This window comes from Streptomyces sp. MST-110588, assembly GCF_022695595.1.
Taxonomy (GTDB): domain Bacteria; phylum Actinomycetota; class Actinomycetes; order Streptomycetales; family Streptomycetaceae; genus Streptomyces.
On sequence record NZ_CP074380.1, the window covers coordinates 7,096,782 to 7,117,116 of the forward strand.

Genomic DNA, 20,335 nt, shown 5'->3' on the forward strand with positions numbered 1-20,335 from the left:
TACAGGCCCCTACAGGTCCCTGGGATAGGGCAGCGACTGGAAGTCCTGGTCGAGCTGCCGGGTGCCGCGGGGCAGCCGGCGTACGGCCTGCTCGGCCACCATCCGCCGGGGCAGCGGCGGATTGACCCGCCCCTCGGCGGGTTTGGCCAGCGACTGCAGGGCCCACGCGAAGGCGATCAGCGGCGCGATCCGCGCCCAGCGTTCCCGCGCGATGCCCAGGAACATCATCGACCGCAGGTACACGTACCAGACGTGGTAGCCGATGGGCGGCTCGCCGTTGGGGCCGTAGCCCATGGTGTGTACGGGGGTGGCCGGGTCCTCGCTGCGCGGGTCGTAGAGCACGCCCTCGCCGAAGTACCCGAACGCCGCCGTCAGACGCGGGTCGCCCGGGCCGTAGACCGTCTCCTCGTAGACGTGCAACTGGACCCGCGAGAGCACCTCCATGGGCTGCTTGACCGGTGTCACGAACGCGGTGAAGTTGCGCGGGTACTCAGGCGTCCGCACCATCTCCAGCCACCTGTCGCGCAGCGGCAGTTCGATGCCGCCGCCCAGGTAGCTGCCGATCGCGTTGTAGGCGTCCCGAACTTCCTGGGAGGGGTGGTAGAAGGTCAACTGGTCGAGCAGGTACCACATCTCGTTGGCTCTGCGGTCGCCGTGCATGCCCGGGACCGGTGGCAGGTCCGGGCCGCTGCCACGGCCGGCGGCTGTTGCGGCACCGGCGCCCGTGCCGGCCCCCGTACCGGCGCCGGAGGCGGGGCCGGCTGCCGCGGTGGCGGCCCAGCCCGTCTGTCCGGCGCCCACGGCCGCCGTGGCGGCGAGCGCGGTACGCAGTACGTGCCGTCGGCCCCATTCTCGCGGCATGGTTCTTCCCCTTACGTCGGGAACATCACCACGGGCCCCGTGGCCCCGGTCGCCAACACCGTAGGAGGTCCCGTGTCCCGGGCGCTTGGGCGTACGGTCACGCCCTTGTCCCGGCCCGTGTCCCGGCCGCACCCGGGGCGAGGGGCCGGTGGAGGGGAGCCGCGAGGCGGGGTACACGAAGGGGCGGCCCGCCGTCCGGCCGGCCGCCCCTTCGCCGTCAGCGCCCGTCGCGCTCCTTGCCCAAAAGGCCCGCCCGGCGCAGCGCGTCGGCCATCGCGCCGTTGGCCGGCGCGGCGTCCCGGCCGCCCCGGCGGTCCCCGCCCCGCTGCCGGTCACCGCCCTGCCGGCCGTCGCCCGCCCGGCCGCCGCCCTGGCGCTGCCGGGGCGCACCGCCCCGCCGCTCGCCGCGCTCGCCGGACCTGCCCCGCTCGCCCCTCTCCTTGCGCTCGCCGCCGTCGCCCGGCTCGTCCTCCAGCCGCAGCGTCAGCGAGATCCGCTTGCGCGGGATGTCGACGTCCATGACCTTGACCCGTACGACGTCCCCGGACTTCACCACGTCCCGCGGGTCCTTGACGAAGTTCTTGGACATCGCGGAGACATGGACCAGGCCGTCCTGGTGGACCCCGATGTCCACGAACGCCCCGAAGGCGGCGACATTGGTCACCACACCCTCCAGCATCATCCCCGGCCGCAGGTCACCGATCTTCTCCACGCCCTCCTTGAAGGTGGCCGTCCTGAACTCCGGCCGCGGGTCGCGCCCCGGCTTCTCCAGCTCCTGGAGGATGTCGGTGACCGTCGGCAGTCCGAAGGAGTCGTCGACGAAGTCGGCGGGCTTCAGGGCGCGCAGCACCGTCGTGTTGCCGATCAGCGAGGCGACCTCGGTACCGGCCGCCTTCACCATCCGGCGCACCACCGGGTACGCCTCCGGGTGCACGCTGGAGGCGTCCAGCGGGTCCTCACCGTCGCGGATGCGCAGGAAGCCCGCGCACTGCTCGTACGCCTTGGGGCCCAGCCGCGGCACGTCCTTGAGGGCCTTGCGGGCGCGGAAGGGGCCGTTGGCGTCCCGGTGGGCGACGATGTTCTCGGCCAGCCCGGAGCTGATCCCCGACACCCGCGACAGAAGCGGCGCGGAGGCGGTGTTGACGTCCACCCCGACCCCGTTGACGCAGTCCTCGACCACGGCGTCCAGGGACCGCGAGAGCTTCACCTCGGACAGGTCGTGCTGGTATTGGCCCACCCCGATCGACTTGGGGTCGATCTTGACGAGTTCGGCCAGCGGATCCTGGAGCCGGCGCGCGATGGACACCGCGCCCCGCAGCGACACGTCCAGCTCCGGCAGCTCCTGGGAGGCGAAGGCGGAGGCGGAGTACACCGAGGCGCCCGCCTCGGAGACCATCACCTTCGTCAGCTTCAGCTCCGGGTGCGCCGCGATCAGGTCGGCCGCCAGCTTGTCGGTCTCCCGGGACGCCGTACCGTTCCCGATCGCGATCAGCTCGACGCCGTGCTCGCGCGCGAGACGGGCCAGCGTCGCCAGGGACGCGTCCCACTTCTGCTGCGGCACATGCGGGTAGATCGTCTCGGTGGCGGCCACCTTGCCGGTCGCGTCCACCACGGCGACCTTGACGCCCGTACGGAAACCGGGGTCCAGGCCCATCGTCGCGCGGGTGCCGGCCGGCGCCGCCAGCAGCAGGTCGCGCAGGTTGGACGCGAAGACGCGTACGGCCTCGTCCTCGGCGGCCTGCCGGATGCGCAGCCGCACATCGATGCCGAGGTGGACCAGTACGCGGGTACGCCAGGCCCAGCGCACGGTGTCCAGCAGCCACCGGTCGCCCGGCCGGCCGCGGTCGGTGATCCCGAAGCGGTGGGCGATGGCCCGCTCGTACGCGCTGGGGCCCTCGACGGCCTCCGACGGCGCCTGCGGCTCCATCGAGAGGTCCAGGACCTCCTCCTTCTCGCCGCGCAGCATCGCCAGCACCCGGTGCGAGGGCAGCTCGGTGAACGGCTCGGCGAAGTCGAAGTAGTCCGCGAACTTCGCGCCCGCCTCCTCCTTGCCCTCGCGCACCTTGGCCACGACCTGCCCGTGCGTCCACATGCGCTCGCGCAGCTCACCGATCAGGTCCGCGTCCTCGCTGAACTTCTCGGTGAGGATCGCCCGCGCGCCTTCCAGGGCGGCGGCCGGGTCGGCGACGCCCTTGTCCGCGTCCACGAACGCCGCCGCCGCGGCGGCCGGCTCCACGGACGGGTCGCTCAGCAGGCCCTCGGCCAACGGCTCCAGGCCCGCCTCCCGCGCGATCTGCGCCTTCGTCCGCCGCTTGGGCTTGTAGGGCAGGTAGATGTCCTCCAGCCGGGCCTTGGAGTCCGCCTCGCGCAGCCGCGCCTCCAGGGCGGCGTCCAGCTTCCCCTGGGACCGTACGGACTCCAGGATCGCGGTGCGCCGCTCCTCCAGCTCCCGCAGATAGCGCAGCCGCTCCTCAAGGGCGCGCAACTGCGCGTCGTCGAGCATCTCGGTCGCTTCCTTGCGGTAGCGGGCGATGAACGGCACGGTCGAGCCGCCGTCGAGCAGTTCGACGGCGGCCTTCACCTGCCGTTCTCTGACGCCGAGCTCCTCGGCGATCCTCGCTTCGATGGATCCGGTGGTTCCTGTGGACCCGATGGACTCGGTGGATGCCGTCACGTTGATCCTGACCCGCCTTCCAGCGCTTGCTTGAGCCTGCATTGTGCAGGTTGGCGGGCCGGGCTGTCGCGTGCCGCCGTCCGGAGCGGCGAGGTGTGAGAAGCGGCACTCGCCCGCGGCCGGCGGGCCCACTCCGGGACGCCGCGCCGGACAGGCGGGCCGGAGAGGCGGGCCGGCAGCTCCCGGGGCGGCCGGGGCCAAACCTTCCGGGACCGGCGCGCCCGGCCGCACAGGCGCTCAGCCCTTGCCGAACATTTCCGCCGGGAAGGCCCCCGCCGCGAGCGCGGCCGTGGTGAAGGCGGTCGCCAGCTCGGTGAGCCGGGCCACGCCCTCGGCGCCCAGGTACTCGTACGGGCCCCGGTCCAGCCGGTCCGTGGTCTCCTCCAGGCTCCGGCGCAGCTCGGTCCCCGCCGCCGTCAACTCGCCCTCCTCGTCCAGCAGACCGCGCAGCAGCAGCCGGTCCTTGGCCGCCTCCCACTGCGTCGCGGACCAGCCACGGGTCCGCTGTACGGCCTTCGGGCTCATGCCGCGGCCGGTGGCGGTGTGGGTCACCAGCGCCTCCAGCCCGTCCAGTTCCGCGTCCAGCAGCGCCATCAGGTGCCCGTCGCCGCGGTGTTCGCGCAGCAGCGTGGCCGCGTGCCAGAACGCGAGATGCGGGGCATCGGGCACCGGCAGGTCGGCGTGGGCCGCATACAGCGGCCGGGCGGGCCGGGAGCAGCCCTGCGCCGCGCGCAGCGCCAGTTCGGCCGCCTCGGCCATTTCCGGGCTTTCCACGACGGCGTCCCCGAGCAGCCGGCGCAAGGTGGCGTCGGCGGCCCGCAGCCGTGCGGCCAGCACGTCCTGGGGCGTGACCACCGACCAGGTATGGGGCAGGTGGCGGGCTATCAGGTCGTGGCTGAAGTTGTAGAAGGTGGCGGTGACGGTGCCCGGGCCCACCGCGCCCATGGCCGCGGCCCGGCCGACGAAGTAGGCGGCACTGGGGTCCTGGACGCCGAGCCCGGCCAGCTCGGCCGGGAACTCCGGCGCGAAGTAGACCGACGAGTGAAGGGGATTGATCACGTTGTGACAGCGGCGGCCGGCGCGCTCGGGAAGCGTGGTCGTGAAGGTCATGCCCGGCAGGTTACCGACCCGTCGGTATGGCCGTGAGAGCAGGTCCGGCCCACTCTGCGTACGATCCGGCCGCGCACGGTCGCCCGGGGTCACGGTCGCATGCCCATGGCCGTAAAGGTGGGGTTTTCGTCATTGCTGTCAATTGCCGCCGGGACTGAGCGCCGACCAGGATGACGGCATGGAACAGCGCGACGTGCTGGTCGTCCTCTTCGAGGGCGTCCAGAGTCTTGATGTGACCGGCCCGGTCGAGGTGTTCACGGGGGCCTCGCGGTGCGTCCCCGGCTCCTACCGGGTCCGTACCGCCACCCTTGACGGCGGCCCGGTCCGTACCTCCAGCGACCTGACCCTGGCCCCGGACCTCTCGCTGGCGGACGCCGGGGCGCCGGACATCCTCCTGATGCCGGGCGGGCGCGGCACCCGCGCCCCGGACCCGCGGCTGGTCGCCTGGCTGCGCGAGCACGCGCCGCACGCCCGGCGCAAGGTGTCGGTGTGCACCGGGGCGTTCCTGTTCGCCGCGGCCGGACTGCTGGACGGACGGCGCGCTACGACCCACTGGACGCGCTGTGCGGCCCTGGCCGAGAACTTCCCCGCCGTGCGCGTCGACCCGGACCCGATCTACGTACGGGACGGCGACGTGGCCACCTCCGCGGGCGTCACGGCCGGCATCGACCTGGCCCTGGCCCTGGTGGAGGAGGACCTGGGCCGGGACACGGCCCTGGCCGTCGCCCGTCACCTCGTGGTCTTCCTGCGCCGGCCCGGCAACCAGCGGCAGTTCTCCGTCCAGCTCGCCGCGCAGACCGCCGAACGCCGCCCGCTGCGCGACGTACAGCAGTGGATCACCGAGAACCCGGCCGCCGACCTGTCCGTCGAGGCCCTGGCACAGCGCGCGAGCCTCTCGCCGCGCCACTTCGCCCGTGCCTTTCGCGCGGAGGTCGGCATGACGCCGGGCCGCTACGTCGACCGGGTACGTATCGAGGCCGCCCGCCGCCTCCTGGAGGACACCGCCGACGGCGTCGAGGAGATCTCCCGCCGCTGCGGCTACGGCACGCCGGAATCGATGCGCCGGGCGTTCGTACGGACCCTGGGCGCGGCGCCCGCCGAGTACCGCCGGCGCTTCCGGACCGTACCGGTGGGGCTGCCGTCCGCTCCGCTCGCCTCCACGTACCGGCGCTGACCGCTTTCCCGACCGTACCTTCCGTCCCTTCCGTCTCTTCCGTTTCTCTCGTCCCTCTGATCGACAGGAGTTACCGTGCAGATCGCGATCCTGCTCTTCGACCGCTTCACGACTCTGGACGCCGTGGGCCCGTACGAAACCCTCGCCCGCATCCCCGGCGCCGAGGTGGTCCTGGTGGGCGAGCGCACCGGACCGTACCGCAACGAACTGGGCACGCTGGGGCTGGTCGCCGACGCCGAGCTGTCCGAGGTGAGCGCCCCGGACATCCTCGTCGTGCCCGGCGGCCCCGGGCAGAACGAGCAGATGGAGGACGGCCCGCTGCACGAGTGGATCCGCGCCGTGGACGCCGGCACCACCTGGACCACCTCCGTGTGCACCGGCTCGCTGATCCTGGCCGCCACGGGCCTGCTCAAGGGCCGCCGCGCCACCTCCCACTGGATGGCGCTGGACCTGCTGGCCACCTACGGCGCCGAGCCGACCGGCGAACGCGTCGTCTTCGACGGCAAGTACGTCACCGCGGCCGGTATCTCCTCCGGCATCGACATGGGTCTGGCCCTGGTGGGGCGGGTGGCCGGCGACTTCCGCGCCCAGTGCGTCCAGCTCGGCATCGAGTACGACCCGCAGCCGCCGTACAACGCGGGCTCGCCGCGGACCGCTCCCCCCGAGGTGACGGCGGCGCTGCGGGAGCACAGCCGCTTCTTCCTGAAGGACTGACACCTCAGTCCGAAGGGCCGCCCCCGCCGGCCCCGCTGCCTCCGCCGGACCCGCCGCCCCCACCGGCCCCGCTGCCTCCGCCGCTCCCGGGCGCGCCCTCGCTGTTCCCGGGCGCGCCCTCGCCCGGCGCGTCCAGCTCCTCCTGCCACAACAGCTCCGTCAGCCGCCCGATCCCGGCGGCCAGATGGCGCCGGTAGGTCGTCATCGGCAGCCGCAGCAGCTCGGCGGCGCGCGCCTGCGTACCGGCCGGCCGCAGATAGGTGTGGTGCAGCGCCCGGAAGCCGCGCCGGTCCTGCGGGGACGCCTCCAGCGCGGCGGCTGCCGCCCGTACCGCCTCCCGCAGGGCCGTGGCCCGCTCCCGCGGCCCGGCCCGCCGCGCACACCGCGCCGTGACCAGCCGGGTCCCCAGCAGCGGCGAGTCCCGCAGCCCGTCCGCCCGGGCCAGCCCGCGCAGCGCCTCCCGTACGGCGTGTGCGAACGCCTCCCGGTCCAGGACGCGCAGCGGCTCCGGGGCGGGTGGGGGCGGCACGGCGAGCGGGTCCTGGGCCCGTTCGCGTTCGATGAGCATCGTCAGCCACGCCGGACCCGGCACCCGCCGCCAGTCGTGGACGAACATCCCGAACCGGCGCCCGCCCGAGGTGAAGTCGGCCGCGGGCAGCCGTGCGAAGTCGACATAGGCACAGCCCGCCTCCCAGAACTCCGGGTCGGCGAACGGCAGCAGCGTCAGCGCGGGCCGGTGCCCGGTCAGGTAGTGGTGGGTCAGCCGCAGTGTGATCAGGGTCTGAACGGGCGAGACCGCCTGGTACTCGTCGCGGCTCATCCAGAACCGCACCAGCAGCGCCGTCTCGCCCTCCCGCAGCTCCCCGTGGCGCGCCAGCCAGTCGCAGGCCGTGCGGACCGCCGGGTCCGCCGGCGCCCCCGGCGGCTCGGTGCCGGTCAGCTCGATCAGCGTGTAGAACCCCGCGGCCACCCCGTCGGGGCCCCGTACGGTGTGGGTGCGCGCCTGGGGGAGCACCGACCAGTCCTGTACCAGCCGCGCCGCCGCGCTCCCCTCGTGGATCGCGGCGATCGCACACGCCTGGATCAGCTCGCCGCCGCTCACCGGCAGCGGCGAGACGCTCAGCCGGTCCAGGTGGGCCGCGCCCGCCGCGCCGCGCGTCACCGGGTCCAGCAGCGGCCCGACCACCGGGCTGTCCCGGTGCAGATAGGCGAAGTCCGCCAGGACCGCGCGCTGCCGGGCCCGGTCGTCGTCCTCGGTGAACAGCCGCTGGTAGTACGCGCCGGCCCGGCGGTGCAGCAGCGCCCGCCGCTCGGGGTGACGCCACCTCAGCTCCGCGTCCAGCACATCCCGTACCAGGTCATGGGGGTGGATGCCGCGCGGCCCGCACTCCATGGCGGACAGCGCGCGCAGCCAGTCGAAGTACGGCCGGGCGTCACCGGTCTCCAGGAGGGCGGCGAGCAGCGGCTCGGTGGTCTCCAGCACCTGCGCGCAGGATTCCAGCGCGGCCCGGTGCAGCGGTGTGGGCACCGCCTCCAGCAGCCCGGCCAGCAGCGCCTGGACGATCTGCGGCGAGCGGTCGGGCGGCACCGGCTCGCCGCCGTGCGCGGTGACGTCCGCGACCAGCGCGAGCGCCAGCGGATGGCCGCGGGTGAAGGCCAGGCCCGCGTCCCGGGCGTGCTCCGGCACCCCGCGGCGGGCCAGCAGCTCACGGCTGTCCGCCTCGTCCAGCGGGCCGACCGGCACCGGGTGCAGCAGGCCCCGCCAGGCCGGGTCCAGCCGCCAGGACAGCGGGGGCGCCACCCGCCCGGCCAGCGCGACCAGGGCGCGTCCGGGCAGGTGGGCCAGCAGTTCGCGGTGGAAGGTGCGCAGGGCGTCGGTGGCGCCGGGCGCGCCGTCCAGGCCGTCTATGAGCAGCACCGGGTCGGGACGGTCGGGTATGCGGGCGGTCATCTCCGGCTCGTCGGGGCGCAGTTCGCTCGCATGCAGATGTACGGGGGGCCGCCCGGCGCGGCCGGCGAGCTGCGCGAAGTGGTGCAGCAGCGCCGTCTTGCCGATGCCGCCCGGCCCGTACACGTACACCACCGCGCCCCGTCCGGCGGCCAGCAGGGCCGAGAAGTCCGCGGACTCCCGGCGGCGGCCGACGAATCCCTGTTCGCGCGCCGTCGCGAGCCGGTCACCCAACCGGTCGCCCACCGTCCAAGTATCGCGCCGGGGCGGCCGGAACGGATCCCGATCGGATACGGAACGGGCCAAGAACGGTCTGCGTTGCGGACAGTCGCCGCCCCTACCTTCAGGGGGTGCCGACCACGTACGGCCACTTCCGACCAGTTATCACCTGAATATCACCAAGTTACGACCAATGCCGTGACCGAGGTATGCCCGAGGGGGACGAGAAAGATGAACCGTAGGAACCATATGAATCATAGGAACCGGATGAATCGCGGGAAGATCACCGTGCCGGGTGCCGTGTTCGCCGCGGCGTCGGCCGCCGGGCTCGCCGTGCTGTGCGCCGCGGGCCCGGCGTCCGCCTCGCAGTTCTACGGGGGCACCCTGCACCCCGGAGAGCAGCGCTGCGTCCAGCAGCACGCCGACCACAAGGTGCGCGTCGACGGCCGGGCGACCGGCCAGGGAGCGAAATTCAAGGTCCAGTACCAGAACGTCACCGTGCCCGGCACCGGCAGCCCCGGGCTGGTCACCTCCTACGCCGTCGAACTGCGCGACACCTGGGGCAACTTCCCGGGGGCCGGTGACTACGTCGCCTGTGCCACCAACAACGGCACCGCCGACACCAATGTGCGCCTGACCCTCCAGACGGACGGGGAGTTCACCTGACGGGGGTGGTGAACTCCACCGACGGAGGGGCGGTCCGCCCGCCGTACGGGACGAGGTGACGGTTCGCGCCGGCCGCCCGGCTTCCTTCAGGAGCCGGCCGACCAGGAGAACCGTGGCGTCCTGCGCTCCAGGAAAGCGGCGACACCCTCGGCGGTGTCGCCGCTGCGGCGCGCCTGCGCCTCCCAGTACGCGACCCGGGCCGCGTCCGCCCTGCCGTCCCCGTCCGCCACGCTGTCCGCCGTACCGTCGCCCGCCCCCGCACCGTCTGCCGCCTCCGTGCCGTCCCCCTCCGCCATGCCGTTCACGAACTCCTTGGCCGCCGCCTGCGTGAGCTGCGACCGGCTCGCCAGGACGGCCGCCAGCCGCGCCACCCGCCCGGCCAGCCCGCCCTCCGGCAGCACCTCGTCCACCAGGCCCGTCCGCAGCGCCCGGGTGCAGTCGATCAACTCGCCCGTGAACAGCAGGTACTTGGCGGCCGACGGCCCCACGAGCCGGGCCAGCCGCCGGGTGGCCGTGGGCGGGTAGACGATGCCCAGCTTCGCCGGCGTCACCCCGAACAGCGCTCCCTCCTCCGCGAGCCGCAGGTCACAGGCGACCGCGAGCTGGCAGCCGCCGCCCACGCAGGTCCCCTGGACCGCCGCCACCGTCGGCTTGGGGAACGCGGCCAGCGCCTCCTCGGCCGCCGTCGCGAGCCCCTTGGACTCCTGCGCCGACCCCCGCAGCGACCCGATGTCCGCGCCCGCGCAGAAGGTCTTGTCCGCGCCGGTCAGCACCAGGACCCGTACGGAACGGTCGGCCGCCAGGCGCTCCAGCAGCGGCGGCAGCTCGCGCCACATCCCGTTCGTCATCGCGTTCCGCTTGGCGGGGTTGCTGATCGTGACGGTCGCTGTCCCGTCGCTGACATGCGTCCAAAGGCCCGGTTCCATGCCCGGATCGTTCCATGCCCGGATCGTGGAGCGGTACGCGCGAGCGGCCGTGCTCCGGGCGGCGGCCGGGCGACCGCGCCTTGTACGGCAGAGCGACGGCACCCCGTACGGTGCGGCCACCACGTCCCAGACGGCGGGACGACCGCGCCCCGGGCACGGGGATATCCACGCGACCGCCTCCCGGGCCGCCGGATACGATCGGTGGCCTGATGTCTGCCACCCTCGTCGCCAAAGACCTCGCCGCCGGCCACGGCGAGCGCGTCCTGTTCTCCGGCCTCGATCTCGTCGTCGCTCCCGGGGACGTCATCGGCCTCGTCGGGGCCAACGGCGCGGGCAAGTCCACGCTGCTGCGCCTGCTGGCCGGCCTGGACACGCCGGAGGGCGGCAAGCTCGCCCTCAGCCCGCCCACCGCCACCGTCGGCCACCTCCCGCAGGAGCCCGACCGCCGCCCGGGGGAGTCCGTACGGGCCTTCCTCGCCCGCCGCACCGGCGTGAGCGCCGCCCAGCTCGCCCTGGACGAGGCCACCCGGGCGCTGGTCGAGGAGGAGCCGGGCGCCGATGACGCCTACGCGCTCGCCCTGGAGCGCTGGCTCGCCCTGGGCGCCGCCGACCTGGACGAACGCGCCGAGGAGACCGCCGGTCAACTCGGCCTGGCCGTCGGCCTCGACCAGCCGATGACCTCACTGTCCGGCGGCCAGGCCGCCCGTGCCTCGCTCGCCTCGCTGCTGCTCTCCCGCTACGACGTCTTCCTCCTGGACGAGCCCACCAACGACCTCGACCTGGACGGCCTGGACCGGCTGGAGGCGTTCGTGAGGGGCCTGCGCGCCGGGACCGTCCTGGTCAGCCACGACCGCGAGTTCCTGACCCGTACGGTCAACCGCGTCCTGGAACTGGACCTGGCCCAGCAGCAGGTCAACACCTACGGCGGCGGCTACGCGTCCTACCTGGAGGAGCGCGAGCGGGCCCGGCGGCACGCCCGCGAGGAGTACGAGGAGTACGCCGACACCAGGGCCGCCCTGGAACGGCGCGCCCACACCCAGCGCAACTGGATGGAGAAGGGCGTCAAGAACGCCCGCCGCAAGGCCACCGACCACGACAAGGTGGGCCGCAACGCGCGGGTGGAGGCCACCGAGAAGCAGGCCGCCAAGGCCCGGCAGACCCAGCGTCTGATCGAGCGCCTGGAGGTCGTCGAGGAGCCGCGCAAGGAGTGGGAGCTGCGGATGGAGATCGCCGCCGCGCCCCGTTCGGGCGCGGTCGTGGCCACCTTGAGCGGCGCCGAGGCCCGGCGCGGGGACTTCCGCCTCGGCCCGGTGGACCTCCAGATCGACTGGGCGGACCGGGTCGCCGTCACCGGCCCCAACGGCTCGGGCAAGTCCACGCTGCTGGCCGCCCTCCTGGGCCGGCTCCCGCTGGACGCGGGCCGGGCGTATCTGGGGTCCGGTGTGGTGGTCGGCGAGGTCGACCAGGCCAGGGGGCTGTTCGTCGGTGACGAACCGCTGCTGGACGCCTTCCGCCGGTCGGTCCCGGACCTGGCTCCGGCCGACGTACGGACCCTCCTGGCCAAGTTCGGACTCAAGGCGGCCCATGTGCTGCGCCCGGCCGGCACCCTCTCGCCGGGGGAGCGCACCCGCGCCGCGCTCGCCCTCCTCCAGGGCCGCGGGGTCAACCTGCTGGTCCTGGACGAGCCGACCAACCACCTCGACCTGCCCGCGATCGAGCAGCTCGAATCGGCGCTGGCCTCGTACGAGGGGACGCTGCTGCTGGTCACCCACGACCGGCGGATGCTGGAGGCGGTCCACCTCACGCGGCGCTTCGAGGTCGAGGCGGGCCGGGTGACCGAGCGGACCGCGTGAGCGGGAAGGGCCGGGTGAGCGGGCGGGCCGGGCGGTCGCCGGGGAAGCGATTTGTCTTCGGAGCCGCGGACCCCGTACGGTGGACGTACCGACGCGGGGTGGAGCAGCTCGGTAGCTCGCTGGGCTCATAACCCAGAGGTCGCAGGTTCAAATCCTGTCCCCGCTACTCATACAGCAGGGCCCGGTGCCAAGGCACCGGGCCCTGCTGGCGTGTGACACCGGCACCGCGCCTTGATTGTCGCGGGACGCCCGGTCCGCTCCGCTCGCCCTGCTGACACCCCGGAACAGGGGTATACCGGGACAACAGGGACCGAGCGAGGAGGTGCCGGATGTTCGGTGGAGACAGCCGCCGCAAGGACCGCGGGGCCCCGTCCCCGCAGGAGTCGGCGAACCGGCTGGGCCGCGGCTTCTCCGGGCTCGCGGCGCTCGGTGTGATCCTGGTGCTGGCCGGACTGGTCGGCCTGGTGTACGTCTGGGCGGCGACGCTCACCACGATGCTGCTCTTCGGCTGGCTGCTGCTGGTCGGCGGCCTGGTCGGGCTGCTGCACGCCGTCCAGTCGCGCGGCTCGAACTTCCTGTGGCTCGCGGTGATCGTGGCGGCCGTGAACATCGCGGCGGGCGTGGTCGTGCTGCGCCGGCCGGACGTCACCGCCGAGGCCCTGACGATGTTCGCCGCCCTGCTCTTCCTGACCGGCGGCATCTTCCGGCTCGTGGGCGGTGCGATCGTAGGGGGTCCGCAGGCCGGCTGGACGCTGGTGCAGGGCGCCTTCGGCATCCTGCTGGGTGTCCTGGTGCTCGCCGACTGGCCGCACAGCAGTCTGTACGTCATCGGGTGCTTCTTCTCCCTGGCGCTGCTCTTCGACGGCCTGGGGCTGCTCGCGCTGGGGATCGGCGGACGCCGGGTGGTGGGCATGGTGGCCGGGGCGGCGGCACCGCCCCCGTCGGCACCGTCCGCCGCACGGGCGTCCCCCGATGCGTATCCGTCCGGCAGGCCCGGTTCCGTCACGCGAGGACAGTCCTTGCACAAGAAACAAAAAGACCAGAACCAGTCACAGGGCTGATGCCCGGCGAGAGAAACAGATCAGAAGACGTCGATAGGCGGCGACTTGTTATCAGTATGCCGGTCCGGACCAGCCCGTTCCCAACACTCGACGTGTGAGGATGCCCCCTGGACCCCCGGCCGAGCCCCCCGAAGACCTGGCTTCTCCGCTCGCGCACGAAGGTGTCCGGCGGTTCACCGTCCCGGCACTGGAGTCGTCGGTGCCGCGCGCCCGGCACGCGGTCCGGGACCTCCTGAAGCGCCGGCGCGTCCCGGCTGCCGACAGCATCAAGGACAGCCTGCTGCTGATCGTCTCCGAACTGGTCACCAACGCCGTACAGCACGCCGCGCTGCTCTCCCCGGAGATCGTCCTGGAGATCACCGTCGGGGCGAACTGGGTGCGTGTGGCGGTCGAGGACAACCACCCCTACCGGCCCAAGGCACTCCAAGCGAACGAGGAGGACATAGGCGGCCGGGGGCTGTGGCTGGTGAAGATGCTCACCGTCGAGGCGGGCGGCAAGTGCGACGTGGAGCACACGGTGAGCGGCGGCAAGGCGGTATGGGCCGAACTGCCGCTCACCCCGGTCCCTACCAGCCCGCCGCCTCACCTGTGAGCTCGCGGACCGCCGGCCGCGCCGCGTCCAGCACCGTCATGAACCACGCCGAGAACGGCGCCAGGGCGTGTCGCTCCGCCAGCTCACCAGGGGTCACGAACGCGATCTCCCCGACCTCCCGCGGGTCGGGCGCGGGCTCCTGCCGTACGAGCCCCACGAACAGGTGGTTGTACTCCTGCTCGACCAGCCCGGACACCGGGTCCGGGTGGTTGTAGCGCACCGTCCCCGCCTCACCGAGCAGCGCGGGCGCGATCCCCAGCTCCTCCGCGGTCCGCCGGGCGGCGGCCACGAACGGCGGCTCGCCGGGGTAGGGATGACCGCAGCAGGTGTTGGACCAGACGCCGGGGGAGTGGTACTTCTCCGCCGCCCGGCGCTGGAGCAGCAGCCGCCCCTTCCCGTCGAAGAGGAAGACCGAGAACGCCCGGTGCAACTGCCCCGGTGGCTGGTGGGCCGCCAGCTTCTCCGCGGTGCCGATCGTCGCGCCGTCCTCGTCGACCAGCTCCAGCAAGATCGGCTCGGCGGTGCCGTCCGGTGTGCTCGCCGCCGCGCTCCCGGCGGTCTGTCCGTTGGCAGGTGTGATCGGCATGCCCATCCTTGTCGTCGGTCTTCGGCGTCAAGTCTGCCTCAGCTTTCACCGCATCAGTGGCAGAGCTCGTCTCTCGTCAGTGGCACAGCTGTGCCTCGTGCGCCGCATGGCCGTGCGGTTCGAGCTGGAAGGTGCAGTGTGCGACGTCGAAGTGGTCGCCCAGGCAGCTTTGGAGGTCGTGCAGCAGCTTCTCGTGGGCGGCAAAGTCCCAGACGTCCCGGCCGACCACCACGTGCGCGGAGAGCACCGGCATGCCGGAGGTGATCGTCCAGGCGTGCAGGTCGTGCAGGCCCACGACGCCGGGCAGGGCCAGGATGTGCGCCCTGACCTCCGCCATGTCCACGTCCTTCGGTGCGGCCTCCAGCAGGACGTCCAGGGACTCCCGGAACATCTTCCAGGTCCGCGGCACGATCATCAGGCCGATGACGACGGAGGCGACCGGGTCGGCCGCCGTCCAGCCCGTCAGCGCGATGACCAGCGCCGCGACGATCACCGCGACCGAACCCAGCGCGTCCGCCGTGACCTCCAGGAACGCGCCCCGCACGTTGAGGCTGTCGTGCTGCCCGCGCATCAGCAGCGCCAGCGAGGCGAGGTTCGCGGCCAGACCGAGGCCACCGAAGAGCAGCGTCGGACCGCCCGGCACCTCGACCGGCTCGAAGAACCGCGGAACCGCCGTGATCAGGACATAGCCGCCCACACCGAACAGCAGCAGCGCATTGGCCACCGCCGCGACGATCTCCGCCCGCGCCAGACCGAAGGTGCGCCGCTGGGAGGGCGGGCGGGCGGCGAAGCGGACGGCCACCAGCGCCATCGTCAGGCCAACCACGTCCGTGGCCATGTGGCCGGCGTCCGCGAGCAGCGCCAGCGACCCGGTCAGCAGGCTCCCGAGCAGCTCGGCGACCATCACCGTCGCGGTCAGTGCCAGCGCGCCCCGCAGCCGCCCCCGGTGGGCGGCGGTCGCGGTGCCTCGCGCACCGGGCCGTGCGCCGGGGGAGTGTCCGTGGTCGTGCCCTGGGCCCATGCCGTACGCCTTCCACGTCGCCGTACCGGCCACCGCCCACCGGCCGCCGGTGCCTGGCGGGAGGCCGGACGGATCAGCCGTCCCCTAGCAGTGAACTACGGGCCGGGGGTGTGCGCAATGCGGTGGTGAACCCCGTTATTGCCGCCCTGACCTGCGGAAACGCCGGTCCGTACAAACGTCGGAGAAGGGCGGTCCGGCTCCGGTCGGGTGCGGAACGTCCGCCTCCGGGGCTCTCGTACGGGCCGCCGGAGCCTGTCCCGTCTCATGCGGACATGGCTGGATCCCCCACCCTGCTCGAATCGGTACGGGACGCTGCCTACCGCGACATAACCGGCATCCCACTCGGAGGCCAGTTGTTCCGGAGCCTCCCGATCCACCATGATGATCGCGGCAGGCGCAGCCGCCGGTCACCCGATCGGGCGGTGAATGCGCGGTGAACGGCCGCATCCGGCGATCCGATAGCCTCTGCCGACGTGCCACCCCTCCATACGGGAGCAGAGGTGTGCTACGCCCGCTGCCCGGGTAGTCCGTTCCGAATGCGGACCGGCCGACGCGGCTTTGCCAGCTTCCAAGGAGTGAGTTCGTCTGTCGACCGCCATCCTCACCGGTCCGCCGGTCGCCGGGTCGCCACTCGAAGGCGACCTGCGCGCGCTGGGCTTCGACGTCCGGCACGCCGACGGGCCCGACGCCACCGCCGACGTCCTGGCCACGGTCCCCGCCCACGAGCGCGTGGCCCTGGTCGACCCCCGCTTCGTGGGCCACGTCCACGCGCTGCGGCTGGCGCTGACCGACCCCCGCTTCCCCGCCGCCGCGGTCACCGGCGCCCTCACGGCGCAGCCCGAGGCGCGCCCCGCGCTCGCCCGCGCCGCCGCGTCCGTCCCGGCCGGCCCGGGCAGCGCCGCGTACACCGACGTGCTGCCCGACACCCTCGCCGACGCCCTGGAGGCCGAGGGCGGTGCCCCGCACCGCGTGGAGCTGGGCACGCTGGTGGCCGCGGTCCCCACCACGCCCGCCGAACGGGAGCGGGCCCAGGAGGCCGTCGCCGCCGTCGACGAGGAGGCCGTACGGCTGCGTACGGCCGTGAAGTCCCGGGACGGCTTCTTCACCACCTTCTTCATCAGCCCCTACTCCCGCTACCTCGCCCGCTGGTGCGCGCGCCGCGGCCTGACCCCCAACCAGGTCACCACCGCCTCCCTGCTCACCGCGCTGATCGCGGCGGGCTGCGCGGCCACCGGCAGCCGCGGCGGCTTCGTCGCGGCCGGCGTGCTGCTGCTCCTGTCCTTCGTCCTGGACTGCACCGACGGGCAGCTCGCCCGCTACTCCCTGCAGTACTCCACGCTGGGCGCCTGGCTGGACGCGACCTTCGACCGCGCCAAGGAGTACGCGTACTACGCGGGCCTGGCGCTGGGCGCCGCGCGCGGCGGGGACGACGTATGGGCGCTGGCCCTGGGCGCGATGGTCCTCCAGACCTGCCGCCACGTCGTGGACTTCGCCTTCAACGAGGCCAACCACGACGCCACCGCCAACACCAGCCCCACCGCCGCCCTCTCGGGGCGCCTGGACAGCGTCGGATGGACCGTCTGGGTCCGCCGGATGATCGTGCTGCCCATCGGCGAGCGCTGGGCGATGATCGCCGTCCTGACTGCCCTGACCACCCCGCGCGTCGTCTTCTGCGCCCTGCTCATCGGCTGCGCCCTGGCCGCCTGCTACACCACCGCCGGACGGGTGCTGCGCTCCGTGACACGCCGCGCCCGCCGCACCGACCGGGCCGCCCGCGCGCTGGCCGACCTCGCCGACTCCGGCCCGGCGGCCGAACTGGTCGCCGAGGGCCCCGCGGCGCGCGGAACGATGACCGCGCCCCTGATGGCCTTCGCGGGCCTGGCCTTCTTGATGGTCCAGCTCTTCTGGCGGCCCACCCCCGGCACCTGGTGGCCCGTCCTGGGCGCGGCCGTGTACGCGCTCTTCGCAGGCGTCGCCGTCGCCCGCCCCCTCAAGGGCCCCCTGGACTGGCTGGTGCCGCCGCTGTTCCGCGTCGCCGAATACGTCACGATTCTGGTCCTGGCCGCCCGCTCGGAGGTGCCCGGAGCGCTGCCCGCGGCGTTCGGGCTGGTCGCGGCGGTCGCCTACCATCACTACGACACGGTCTACCGCATCCGTGGCGGCAGCGGTGCGCCCCCGCGGTGGCTGGTGAGGGCGACCGGCGGACACGAGGGACGGACCCTGGTGGTCGCGGTCCTCGCCGCCCTGCTGCACTCCACAGATTTCACAATCGCGCTGACGGTCCTCGCGGGGGCCCTGGCGCTGCTGGTGCTCATCGAGAGCATCCGCTTCTGGGTGTCCTCCGGAGCACCCGCCGTACACGATGAAGGAGAACCCGCATGATCGGCCTCGTGCTGGCAGCCGGCGCCGGACGGCGTCTGCGCCCCTACACCGACACCCTGCCCAAGGCACTGGTGCCGGTCGACGGCGACACGACCATCCTGGACCTGACGCTCGGCAACTTCGCCGAGATCGGCCTGACCGAGGTCGCGATCATCGTCGGCTACCGCAAGGAGGCCGTGTACGAGCGCAAGGCCGCGCTGGAGGCGAAGTACGGCCTCAAGCTCACCCTCATCGACAACGACAAGGCCGAGGAGTGGAACAACGCCTACTCCCTGTGGTGCGGCCGTGACGCCCTCAAGCACGACGTGATCCTCGCCAATGGCGACACCGTGCACCCGGTCTCCGTCGAGAAGACCCTGCTCGCCGCCCGCGGCGACGGCAAGAAGATCATCCTCGCGCTCGACACGGTCAAGACCCTGGCCGAGGAGGAGATGAAGGTCGTCGTGGACCCCGACAAGGGCGTCCAGAAGATCACCAAGCTCATGGACCCGGCCGAGGCCACCGGTGAGTACATCGGCGTCACCCTCATCGAGGGCGAGGCCGCCGAGGAGCTGGCCGACGCCCTGAAGACCACCTTCGAGCGCGACCCCGACCTGTACTACGAGGACGGCTACCAGGAGCTGGTCAACCGCGGCTTCAAGGTCGACGTGGCGCCGATCGGCGACGTCAAGTGGGTCGAGATCGACAACCACGACGACCTCGCCAAGGGCCGGGAGATCGCGTGCCAGTACTGACGAGGCTCATCCCCTCGCCGGTCGTCGTCGACATCCGGGCCGGGGCGCTGGAGGATCTGGGCACCATCCTGTCCGATCAGCGCATCGCTCCGACCGGACGGCTCGCCTTCGCCATCAGCGGCGGCTCGGGCGTCGCGCTGCGCGACCGGTTCGCCCCCGCCCTGCCCGGCGCGGACTGGTTCACGGGCGCGGACGGCACCATCGACGGCGCGGTCCGCCTCGCCGACTCGATCAAGAAGGGTGGCCGCTACGACGCGGTGGTCGCCCTCGGCGGCGGCAAGATCGTCGACTGCGCGAAGTACGCCGCCGCGCGGGTCGGGCTGCCACTGGTCGCGGTCGCCACCAACCTCGCCAACGACGGCCTGTGCTCGCCGGTCGCCACGCTGGACAACGACGCGGGCCGCGGCTCGTACGGCGTGCCGAACCCGATCGGGATCGTCATCGACCTCGATGTGATCCGCCAGGCGCCGCCGGAGTACGTCCGGGCCGGCATCGGCGACGTGGTCTGCAAGATCTCGGCGGTCGCGGACTGGGAGCTGTCCAACCGCGAGACCGGCGAGAAGATCGACGGCCTCGCCGCCGCCATGGCCCGCCAGGCCGCCGAGGCGGTCCTGCGCCACCCCGGGACCATCGCCGACGACGCCTTCCTGACCACCCTCGCCGAGGCGCTGGTCCTGTGCGGCATCTCGATGTCGGTCGCGGGCGACAGCCGCCCCGCGTCGGGCGCCTGCCACGAGATCAGCCACGCCTTCGACCTGCTCTTCCCCAAGCGCAACGCGCCGCACGGGGACCAGTGCGGATTCGGCGGCATCTTCGCCACGTTCCTGCGCGGCGACGTGGAGACGGCCGGGATCATGGCGGACACCCTGCGCCGCCATGCCTGCCCGGTGCTCCCGGGGGAGATGGGCTTCAGCCGGCAGGACCTCTACGAGGCCGTCGCGTTCGCCCCGCAGACCCGCCCGGGCCGCTACACGATCCTTGAACATCTCAACCTGTCCACCGACCAGATCAGGGACGCATACGCCGACTATGCAAAAGCCATCGGTAGCTGAGCTCCGCCCGGTTGTTCACCCCCCGGGGGTGAAGGACCGGCGCAGCGGCGAACACTGGGCCGGCCGGCTCTACATGCGCGAGGTCTCCCTGCGCATCGACCGGTACCTGGTGAACACCAGGATCACTCCCAACCAGCTCACCTACCTGATGACCGTCTTCGGCGTCCTTGCGACCCCGGCCCTGCTGGTGCCGGGGATCTGGGGGGCCGCGCTCGGTGTGCTGATGGTCCAGCTCTACCTGCTGCTGGACTGTGTCGACGGCGAGGTGGCCCGCTGGAAGAAGCAGTTCTCGCTCGGCGGGGTGTACCTGGACCGGGTCGGTGCCTACCTGACCGACGCCGCCGTGCTGGTCGGCTTCGGCCTGCGCGCCGCCGACCTGTGGGGCTCCGGGCGGATCGACTGGCTGTGGGCCTTCCTGGGCACCCTCGCCGCCCTCGGCGCGATCCTGATCAAGGCCGAGACCGACCTGGTCGGCGTGGCCCGGCACCAGGGCGGACTGCCGCCGGTAAAGGAAGCGGCGTCCGAGCCGCGCTCGTCCGGCATGGCGCTGGCCCGCAGGGCCGCCGCGGCGCTGAAGTTCCACCGGCTGATCCTCGGGATCGAGGCGTCACTGCTGATCCTGGTCCTGGCCGTGGTCGACACCGTACGGGGGGACCTGTTCTTCTCCCGGCTCGGTGTCGCCGTCCTGGCGGGCATCGCGCTCCTCCAGACGCTGCTCCACCTCGTGTCCATCCTCGCCTCCAGCAGGCTCAAGTGACGGAG

The 20,335-nt window shown here is 73.0% G+C and carries 17 protein-coding genes and 1 tRNA gene; 11 read left to right on the plus strand and 7 right to left on the minus strand.

The genetic code is table 11. The features are described from left to right. Positions 1-9: 9 nt before the first annotated feature. From KGS77_RS31025 to KGS77_RS31035, 3 genes are all read right to left on the minus strand, one after another. On the minus strand, positions 10-861 hold the full coding sequence (locus KGS77_RS31025; RefSeq protein WP_242586421.1) for a hypothetical protein: 852 nt from the start codon (positions 859-861) through the stop codon (positions 10-12). A gap of 217 nt (positions 862-1,078) precedes the next feature. Further along, a complete protein-coding gene (locus tag KGS77_RS31030) occupies positions 1,079-3,535 on the minus strand; it encodes a Tex family protein (RefSeq protein ID WP_242586422.1) in 2,457 nt (818 codons plus the stop codon). Between the two features lie 237 nt (positions 3,536-3,772). After that, positions 3,773-4,645, minus strand: coding sequence for a hypothetical protein (locus KGS77_RS31035; RefSeq protein WP_242586423.1), 873 nt, complete (start codon positions 4,643-4,645; stop codon positions 3,773-3,775). Positions 4,646-4,823: 178 nt separating this feature from the next. On the opposite strand from KGS77_RS31035, the gene KGS77_RS31040 reads away from it, so the two are divergent. Then, complete coding sequence (locus tag KGS77_RS31040; RefSeq protein WP_242586424.1) at positions 4,824-5,819, plus strand: GlxA family transcriptional regulator; 996 nt, start codon at positions 4,824-4,826, stop codon at positions 5,817-5,819. A 75-nt stretch (positions 5,820-5,894) separates the two neighbouring features. Continuing rightward, positions 5,895-6,533: a DJ-1/PfpI family protein gene (locus KGS77_RS31045; RefSeq protein ID WP_242586427.1), complete on the plus strand. Its 639-nt coding sequence runs from the start codon at positions 5,895-5,897 to the stop codon at positions 6,531-6,533. Positions 6,534-6,537: 4 nt separating this feature from the next. Here the strand turns inward: KGS77_RS31045 and KGS77_RS31050 are convergent, their stop codons facing one another. After that, entirely contained in the window at positions 6,538-8,727 is a 2,190-nt protein-coding gene (locus tag KGS77_RS31050; RefSeq protein ID WP_242586429.1) for an ATP-binding protein, read from the minus strand. A 240-nt stretch (positions 8,728-8,967) separates the two neighbouring features. Here KGS77_RS31050 and KGS77_RS31055 point away from each other — a divergent pair, with 240 nt between their 5' ends. Further along, positions 8,968-9,366 carry a hypothetical protein gene (locus KGS77_RS31055; RefSeq protein ID WP_242586431.1) on the plus strand — a complete coding sequence of 133 codons (399 nt, stop codon included), beginning with the start codon at positions 8,968-8,970 and terminating at the stop codon, positions 9,364-9,366. An 86-nt stretch (positions 9,367-9,452) separates the two neighbouring features. On the opposite strand, the gene KGS77_RS31060 is transcribed toward KGS77_RS31055, so the two are convergent. Then, positions 9,453-10,292, minus strand: a complete 840-nt coding sequence (locus tag KGS77_RS31060) for an enoyl-CoA hydratase/isomerase family protein (RefSeq protein ID WP_242586433.1) — start codon at positions 10,290-10,292, stop codon at positions 9,453-9,455. Between the two features lie 209 nt (positions 10,293-10,501). On the opposite strand from KGS77_RS31060, the gene KGS77_RS31065 reads away from it, so the two are divergent. The 4 genes from KGS77_RS31065 (at position 10,502) to KGS77_RS31080 (ending at position 13,798) form a co-directional block, all read left to right on the plus strand. Further along, the gene (locus tag KGS77_RS31065) at positions 10,502-12,145 is read left to right on the plus strand and encodes an ABC-F family ATP-binding cassette domain-containing protein (protein ID WP_242586435.1); all 1,644 of its coding nucleotides are present in this window, start codon (positions 10,502-10,504) and stop codon (positions 12,143-12,145) included. Positions 12,146-12,237: 92 nt separating this feature from the next. Then, positions 12,238-12,311: transfer RNA gene (locus KGS77_RS31070), tRNA-Met, on the plus strand. Positions 12,312-12,474: 163 nt separating this feature from the next. Further along, positions 12,475-13,206 carry a DUF308 domain-containing protein gene (locus tag KGS77_RS31075; RefSeq protein ID WP_242586437.1) on the plus strand — a complete coding sequence of 244 codons (732 nt, stop codon included), beginning with the start codon at positions 12,475-12,477 and terminating at the stop codon, positions 13,204-13,206. Between the two features lie 100 nt (positions 13,207-13,306). Continuing rightward, entirely contained in the window at positions 13,307-13,798 is a 492-nt protein-coding gene (locus KGS77_RS31080; protein ID WP_242587795.1) for an ATP-binding protein, read from the plus strand. Here KGS77_RS31080 and idi read toward each other — a convergent pair. Both idi and KGS77_RS31090 read right to left on the minus strand, forming a co-directional pair. Further along, positions 13,773-14,384: an isopentenyl-diphosphate Delta-isomerase gene (gene idi, locus KGS77_RS31085; RefSeq protein ID WP_242586439.1), complete on the minus strand. Its 612-nt coding sequence runs from the start codon at positions 14,382-14,384 to the stop codon at positions 13,773-13,775. The genes KGS77_RS31080 and idi overlap by 26 nt on opposite strands. 76 nt (positions 14,385-14,460) lie before the next feature. Next, positions 14,461-15,405 carry a cation diffusion facilitator family transporter gene (locus tag KGS77_RS31090; protein WP_242586441.1) on the minus strand — a complete coding sequence of 315 codons (945 nt, stop codon included), beginning with the start codon at positions 15,403-15,405 and terminating at the stop codon, positions 14,461-14,463. A 585-nt stretch (positions 15,406-15,990) separates the two neighbouring features. On the opposite strand from KGS77_RS31090, the gene KGS77_RS31095 reads away from it, so the two are divergent. Genes KGS77_RS31095 through KGS77_RS31110 form a run of 4 tightly spaced genes read left to right on the plus strand, consistent with a single transcriptional unit; the run spans position 15,991 to position 20,330 of the window. Next, complete coding sequence (locus KGS77_RS31095) at positions 15,991-17,787, plus strand: DUF5941 domain-containing protein (protein ID WP_242587796.1); 1,797 nt, start codon at positions 15,991-15,993, stop codon at positions 17,785-17,787. Then, the gene (locus KGS77_RS31100) at positions 17,784-18,521 is read left to right on the plus strand and encodes a phosphocholine cytidylyltransferase family protein (protein ID WP_242586442.1); all 738 of its coding nucleotides are present in this window, start codon (positions 17,784-17,786) and stop codon (positions 18,519-18,521) included. Before KGS77_RS31095 ends, KGS77_RS31100 begins: the two co-directional genes overlap by 4 nt. Then, positions 18,509-19,573, plus strand: coding sequence for an iron-containing alcohol dehydrogenase family protein (locus KGS77_RS31105; protein ID WP_242586444.1), 1,065 nt, complete (start codon positions 18,509-18,511; stop codon positions 19,571-19,573). The genes KGS77_RS31100 and KGS77_RS31105 overlap by 13 nt, the downstream gene beginning before the upstream one ends. Further along, complete coding sequence (locus tag KGS77_RS31110; protein WP_242586446.1) at positions 19,551-20,330, plus strand: CDP-alcohol phosphatidyltransferase family protein; 780 nt, start codon at positions 19,551-19,553, stop codon at positions 20,328-20,330. Before KGS77_RS31105 ends, KGS77_RS31110 begins: the two co-directional genes overlap by 23 nt. Positions 20,331-20,335 lie beyond the last annotated feature (5 nt).